The sequence below is a fragment of the Mesorhizobium sp. M7A.F.Ca.CA.002.04.1.1 genome (genome assembly GCF_004022805.1).
GTDB classification, from domain to species: Bacteria; Pseudomonadota; Alphaproteobacteria; order Rhizobiales; family Rhizobiaceae; genus Mesorhizobium; species Mesorhizobium ciceri.
Genome location: NZ_RZPL01000293.1, coordinates 1 through 6,451 on the forward strand (window position 1 = coordinate 1; position 6,451 = coordinate 6,451).

6 protein-coding genes and 1 pseudogene are annotated in these 6,451 nt (G+C 60.3%); 4 read left to right on the forward strand and 3 right to left on the reverse strand.

Going from position 1 to position 6,451, the window contains the following annotated elements; all coding sequences use genetic code 11:
- A partial coding sequence (locus tag ENZ75_RS16665; protein WP_128278187.1) for a M20/M25/M40 family metallo-hydrolase occupies positions 1–293 on the reverse strand: 293 nt, incomplete at its 3' end.
- Positions 294–569: 276 nt separating this feature from the next.
- Here ENZ75_RS16665 and ENZ75_RS16670 point away from each other — a divergent pair.
- On the forward strand, positions 570–2,639 hold the full coding sequence (locus tag ENZ75_RS16670; protein WP_063168701.1) for an NAD(P)-binding protein: 2,070 nt from the start codon (positions 570–572) through the stop codon (positions 2,637–2,639).
- Positions 2,640–2,759: 120 nt separating this feature from the next.
- Here the strand turns inward: ENZ75_RS16670 and ENZ75_RS16675 are convergent, their stop codons facing one another.
- Both ENZ75_RS16675 and ENZ75_RS16680 read right to left on the reverse strand, forming a co-directional pair.
- Positions 2,760–3,893 carry a hypothetical protein gene (locus ENZ75_RS16675; protein ID WP_063168700.1) on the reverse strand — a complete coding sequence of 378 codons (1,134 nt, stop codon included), beginning with the start codon at positions 3,891–3,893 and terminating at the stop codon, positions 2,760–2,762.
- A gap of 148 nt (positions 3,894–4,041) precedes the next feature.
- Positions 4,042–4,569 carry a hypothetical protein gene (locus ENZ75_RS16680; protein WP_063168699.1) on the reverse strand — a complete coding sequence of 176 codons (528 nt, stop codon included), beginning with the start codon at positions 4,567–4,569 and terminating at the stop codon, positions 4,042–4,044.
- 275 nt (positions 4,570–4,844) lie between these two features.
- Here ENZ75_RS16680 and ENZ75_RS16685 point away from each other — a divergent pair, with 275 nt between their 5' ends.
- From ENZ75_RS16685 to ENZ75_RS16695, 3 genes and pseudogenes are all read left to right on the forward strand, one after another.
- Positions 4,845–5,447, forward strand: coding sequence for an ANTAR domain-containing response regulator (locus ENZ75_RS16685; RefSeq protein ID WP_013530455.1), 603 nt, complete (start codon positions 4,845–4,847; stop codon positions 5,445–5,447).
- Positions 5,448–5,449: 2 nt separating this feature from the next.
- Positions 5,450–5,692 carry an ABC transporter substrate-binding protein gene (locus ENZ75_RS35595; RefSeq protein WP_281057004.1) on the forward strand — a complete coding sequence of 81 codons (243 nt, stop codon included), beginning with the start codon at positions 5,450–5,452 and terminating at the stop codon, positions 5,690–5,692.
- Positions 5,641–6,451 (forward strand): annotated as a pseudogene (locus ENZ75_RS16695) (CmpA/NrtA family ABC transporter substrate-binding protein); the annotation flags it as partial. The gene ENZ75_RS35595 and the pseudogene ENZ75_RS16695, both read left to right, overlap by 52 nt.

The window sequence follows — 6,451 nt, forward strand, 5'->3', positions numbered from 1 at the left end:
CCGCGTCCGTAAAGCTTGCCGTCACGGTTCGTCATCTCGAAGGGCGGCAGCGTCCAGGCCTGGCCGTCGACGGGAACGACGTCGGTGTGACCGGACAGCATGATGCCGGAAGCATCAGTCGGTCCGATGGTGGCAAAGAGGTTGGCCTTGTGGCCGTCCTCGCTGTGGATGATCTGGCTGGCAGTGCCGTGTGCGTCTAGCAGGTCCGCCACGTAGTTGACGAGGGCGAGGTTCGAGTCGCGGCTCACCGTCGGGAATGCGAGCAGCTTTTCGAGGATCTGGATGCTGTCCATGCGTCTTGTGTCTCATTGGCCGTCGGTACTTCTAGCATCGCGTGGCCGGGGCCTTGAAGTCGCATTTGGCTCAGTCGGGATTCAGCGGATGCTAATCCGGATGTGTGCGATTAGGCGCGGCCTAACCGGCACAGAAGAAATCTGTTGTTTTCCGGCGCTTGCCGCAACTTATGAATGGTCTCACGGCATCAACCCACTGGGCTGGCCGGCTTGCGTCACGCCTCGAAACCATGATCGGGCGTGCTGCAGGGCGACGCTGGCAGGAAGGCACGTTCCATGCGCGATCCGCGTTATGATATTCTGTTTGAGCCCGTGAAGATCGGTCCGGTGACCGCCAAGAACCGCTTCTATCAGGTGCCGCATTGCAATGGCGGCGGCTATCGCGACCCTTCGGCCGCGGCCGAGATGCGCCGCACCAAGTCGGAAGGCGGCTGGGGCGTCATCTTCACCGAGCAAACCGAGATGCACCACACATCGGAGATCACGCCCTTCATCGAGCTCAGGCTGTGGGACGATGCCGATATTCCGGCGCTGGCGAAGATGGCCAAGGCAATGCACCAGCATGGCGCGCTGGCCGGCATCCAGCTGGCCTACTCAGGCATCAACGGGCCGAACCTCTACACCAAGGAAGTGCCGCGCGGGCCGTCGGCCCTGCCGATCCGCACCTTCACCAACGATCCGGTGCAGGCGCGCGCCATGGACAAGCAGGATATTCGCGACCTGCGCCGCTGGCATCGCAATGCCTTCAAACGGGCGAGGCTCGCGGGCTTCGATTTGGTGTGCCTCTACGGCGCGCATGGCTTCGGCATCATCCAGCACTTCCTGTCCACGGCCACCAACCAGCGCAGCGACGAATATGGCGGCTCGCTGGAGAACCGCTCGCGGCTGATGCGTGAGCTGATCGAAGAGGGCAGGGACGCTATCGGCGACACGTGCGGCCTGACGCTGCGGCTGTCGCTGGACGAGATGATCGGTGAGCTCGGCTTCGCCAATTCCGAAGTGCGCGACATGATCGAGATGCATGCCGATCTGCCCGACCTCTGGGACCTGGCGCATGGCGCCTGGGAGGACTGCTCCGGGCCGTCGCGGTTCAAGGAGGAGGGCGCGCAGGAGAGCCTGGTGTCCGGCATCAAGAAACTGACCTCGAAGCCGGTCGTAGGCGTCGGTCGCTTCACCTCGCCGGATGTGATGGTGAAGATGATCAAGTCCGGCACGCTGGATTTCATCGGCTGCGCGCGCCCATCGATTGCCGATCCCTTCCTGCCGAAGAAGGTGGAGGAGGGGCGCATCGAGGACATTCGCGAATGCATCGGCTGCAACATCTGCATCACCGGCGACATGACCATGTCGATCTCGCGCTGCACGCAGAACCCGACCTTCATGGAGGAATGGCGCAAGGGCTGGCATCCCGAACGCATGCAGGCCAAGGGCGATAGCGACAGCGTGCTGATCGTCGGCGCCGGCCCGGCCGGGCTGGAGGCGGCGCGTGCGCTCGGCCTGCGCGGCTATCAGGTGGCCATCGCCGAGGCCGGCACCGAACTTGGCGGCCGCGTGGCGCGCGAGTGCCGCTTGCCTGGTCTCTCGGCATGGGGACGCGTGCGCGACTACCGCCAGTACCAGATCAGCCAGATGTCCAATGTCGACGTCTATTTCGAAAGCCGATTGTCGGCGCAGGAGATACTGGACTTCGGCTTTCAGAACATTGCGCTTGCCACCGGCTCGACATGGCGCCGAGACGGCGTGGCGCGCGCGCATGTCGTGCCGATGCCGATCGACCCGGCCATGCCGGTCTACACGCCGGACGATCTGATGGCCGGCACTGTGCCGACCGGCAGTGTCGTGCTGTTCGACGACGACCACTACTACATGGGTGGCGTTCTGGCCGAGCTGATGGCGCGCCAGGGCGCGAAGGTGACGCTGGTGACGCCGTCGGCCTATGTATCCGACTGGACCCGCAACACGCTGGAGCAGGGCGCCGTCCATCGCCGGCTGGCCGAACTCGGCGTCGAGATCGTGCTGAACCGGACTGTGACGCGCATCGTGCCGGGCGGTGTTGCCACGGCGTGCGCCTATACGGGCAGCCAATTTGACATCGCCGCGGACGCCGTGGTGCTGGTCACGTCACGCCACCAGGACGATAGTGTCTGGCAGGAATTGAAGGCGCGGCGGGACGAATGGGCCGACAGCGGAATCCGCTCGATCAAAATCATCGGCGACGCCGAGGCGCCGGGTCCGATCGCCTGGGCAACCTATGCCGGTCACCGCTTCGCGCGCGAGCTGGATGAAGCCGATATCGGCGACGCACTGCCCTTCCGCCGCGAGGTCACGGCGTTGGCCGCGGAATAGGGCGCCTGCGGTTCGCTGCAGGCGACAGGGTCATCGCGTGAAGGGCGGATTTCAGCGCCGCTGCAGTGCTCGACCAGCAGGTTCTTTTAAAGTGCATAGCTGCGGGAATGGCTGTTGTCGCTACTCATCGTCGTCTTCGGTTTCCGGCTTAGGAGCCATGGCCTTAATGAAGGCATCTTCTACAGTGCGCGGAACTCTTCGACGGTCGGACATTTCAGATATTGCCTGTGCGATTGCTCCAACAGACGCCTTTCCGTCGATGCTTACGGTAGCTGTCAGATCTACAAATGTCGCAATTGCGTTTCGATAAAGCGCCGAGACCAAAAACCCAACGGGCTGACCGGAAGGTAAAACCAAGTGCTCCCGTCCAACTGGCTCGCCATGGAGAAAATTGTTTCTCGCTTGGTAAGCGAGAGCATACAGATAGCTGGGAAATGCTTTTCTTACGACGCTCTTTTTGCTCAACCGCACATCATGGACTTTTTCGCGAACTGCTTCACGCTCCCATTCACCGCGTTCAATCAATGCAAATACTTTCGCGCGGTTGGCTTCACCGCCAGGGCCAGGGTGCACGAGTATCTCAAATGCGCTTATCCAAAGCGACAGGGATCGGCCCCAGTCATATATCGTGGCGCCCGCGCTTTGCGGCATTTGCATTGCGGCATTAGCAGCGTTCAGAGAGCGAAATAGCGCAAGTTGTTCCCAGTGTGGCGTTCCGCCGGAAAATCTCTTCCTCCACCAGTCTAGCAAAACTTTTAGTAACGCTTCATCAATGTCCCAATCGCGAATCTGGACGACCGAAAGTCCTGGCGAGGAAAGCCCCCTAAATCCTTTGATCTGATGAAGTGCGCTTACGGCCGGAGTGTTCGCGATGAGGTGCTCGCCATTCCGATCGACCATCCAAGGATAAAGATCGAAAGAGTCAGAGTACATCGGTCGGGAATAATTGCGATGAGTTATGGCCGCAGCGCGTGCAAATGGGATGATGGACGCGGCAACGGCATCTCGAAAACCCGAGACAGCTTCGCTGTTGAGAAACTCGGCGGGCGTATCAGATCTCGCAACGAGCGCTGCGGGCGTAATCCTCACTCCGTGGCTGTTTGTAAACCTTCGGAAGAATGCTTTTAGATTTGGCTGCAGGGCAAAATTATCGGACAGGCGCGCGTCATCGCTGCCGATCATGGAGAATTGTTCTCCCTCAATCGGGTCTGTGACGACGATGTTCGGAAGCGCAGCGAGAATATTCCAACTCATCAAAGAAGCTCATTTCCCGGCATGATTATTTAGCGGTCGGCGCGACGCACATAAGCCTCGGCCGATCTAGGATATCGGTAGTGCGACTCTTTTCATGATCGGCTGATTGGCATCCAACGAAGCCGCAGACAATTGGATTCCGAATGATCTAGCGTTGCGCCGCTGCTCCCCGTCGATTTCTCTCCAACTCAACTCGACCAAAATTGGCGATAACGCTCTCACCCTCTTTATAGACTTTCAGCGCGAGATCTGAAGCATTGCTCAGCGTGTTGAGCGGCACACGTTTGATCGCTCGGCTTTTACGATCAGTAGCCTTCAATAATTTCGCAACGCTATTGGTCGCTAGAACATGTTCTCCACCGCTGTCGATAACCATACTGTGGGCGGCGAGGTTCCGAGCCCGGTTTACTTTTTCAACGCCGTCTGCGTAACGCAGGACTGGCTTCTTCCATTCGTCGTTGGATATCTGCGTGACAAATGCCTTCAGGATTTCAACTTTTCGGGCCGGGTCCAGGGCAGCGACAACCGCGAGTGTCAGCGCCTTCCCGCCAAGAGATAGAGCTGCCACCAAGACGGCATTTAACTGATTGTCTAAGAGTGAAGCCATGAGTACGATTCGGCCCACGACTTCACAGATCTCTTTTTCAGCTTCAGTCTCAGATTTCTTGTCGATCATTTTTCGTCCTCAGATCTGGTGCCGTTGCCGCCGTTGTAATCTCAACGCGATCAGCGCCATAGGCTGCTTGATCTCTGCCTTGGTTCCAGTTGCTGTTCCGGTCGTCTCAAACCGATTGACGTAGTGAATGCGTTAGCCGCAGTCGGTCCTACTGCCGCCAAAATCACAGCTATCCATTTCCAGCGTCCACCTCTATAGGCCTGCCAAGGCGTAGCGAGCACCGCTCTCTCTCGATACCGCATTGCACAATTCCCTCGCTTAGTCACAATGCAGGCATGGTTCGAACCGCACTCGCCGTCCTGGTGATCGATGAAAACCGCATCCGCGCCGCGATCATCGAGGCGGGTTTGCGCGAGGCCGGCCATGAGCGGGTCACCGTCATCCATGATGTGACCGGCATTGCGCGGCGGATCGCCGAGATCGAGCCCGATGTCATCGTCATCGATCTCGAAAACCCGAATCGCGACATGCTGGAAAACATGTTCCAGCTGTCGCGTGCCGTAAAACGGCCGATCGCCATGTTCGTCGACCGCTCCGACCAGGCCTCGATCGAGGCGGCGGTCGATGCCGGCGTTTCGGCCTATGTCGTCGACGGTCTGCGGCAAGAGCGCGTCAAGCCGATCCTCGACATGGCGGTCAGCCGCTTCAACGCCTTTTCGCGCATGGCACGCGAACTGGAAGAGGTTCGCGGCGAGCTCGAGAGCCGCAAGGTGATCGACCGTGCCAAGGGCATCCTGATGAAATCGCGCGGCCTCTCCGAAGAGGCGGCCTACACGCTGCTGCGCAAGACGGCGATGAACCAGAACCGCAAGATCGGCGACATCGCCCAAAGCCTGGTGACTGCCGCGGGGCTGCTGGGACCGGCGGAGGACGAATGAGCATGACTGCCGAGCACCAGATCACCGCCGGCTTCATGCCGCTTTTCGACAGCGCCGTGCTGGTCGCGGCCGGCGAGCTTGGCTTCGCCGCGCAAGAAGGCATCGATCTGAAGCTGCACCGCGAGACATCCTGGGCCAACATCCGCGACCGCATCGCCATCGGCCACTTCCATCTCGCGCATATGCTGGGACCGATGTCGAGGTGCTCAAGCAGGCCTCCTGGGGTGCGACACGCGACAATCTGATGCTCGGCGGCGCGGCCAACGGCATCGACGGCGCTCATATCCTGACACCGCTGCCTTACCTCATGCACACCGGCAAGGTGACGCAGAACAACCAGCCGATGCCGATGGCGATCGTGGCTCGGCTCAACTACGACTGCCAGGGCATTTCGGTCGCCCAGGAATATGCCGGCACCGGTGTCGGCCTCGACGCCTCGAAGCTGAAAGACGCCTTCGCTGCCAAGAAGGCGACCGGCAAGGAAATCAAGGCCGCCATGACCTTCCCGGGCGGTACGCATGATCTGTGGCTGCGCTATTGGCTGGCCGCCGGCGGCATCGATCCCGACAAGGACGTCTCGACCATCGTCGTGCCGCCGCCGCAGATGGTGGCCAACATGAAGGTCGGCAATATGGACGTGTTCTGCGTCGGCGAGCCGTGGAACGAGCAACTCGTCCACCAGGGCGTGGGCTTCACCGCCGCCACGACAGGCGAATTGTGGAAGGGCCATCCCGAAAAGGCGCTCGGCCTGCGCGCCGAATTCATCGAGAAATATCCGAACGCCACCAAGGCGATCCTGATGGCCGTCATGGAAGCCCAGCAATGGTGCGAGGCCACCGAGAACAAGGACGAGATGGCCGCTATCATCGGCAAGCGGCAATGGATGAACGTGCCCGTCGCCGACATCATCGGCCGCCTCAAGGGCGACATCAACTATGGCAATGGCCGCGTCGCCAACGGCACCGATCTCTCCATGAAGTTCTGGAAGGGCGGCGTCTCTTATC

Excerpts from the sequence above, each read along its gene's own strand:
- ENZ75_RS35595 (WP_281057004.1), top strand. The coding sequence starts at position 5,450 with ATGACTGCCGAGCACCAGATCACCGCCGGCTTCATGCCGCTTTTCGAC.
- ENZ75_RS16675 (WP_063168700.1), bottom strand. The coding sequence starts at position 3,893 with ATGAGTTGGAATATTCTCGCTGCGCTTCCGAACATCGTCGTCACAGAC.
- ENZ75_RS16685 (WP_013530455.1), top strand. The coding sequence starts at position 4,845 with ATGGTTCGAACCGCACTCGCCGTCCTGGTGATCGATGAAAACCGCATC.
- ENZ75_RS16670 (WP_063168701.1), top strand. The coding sequence starts at position 570 with ATGCGCGATCCGCGTTATGATATTCTGTTTGAGCCCGTGAAGATCGGT.
- ENZ75_RS16680 (WP_063168699.1), bottom strand. The coding sequence starts at position 4,569 with ATGATCGACAAGAAATCTGAGACTGAAGCTGAAAAAGAGATCTGTGAA.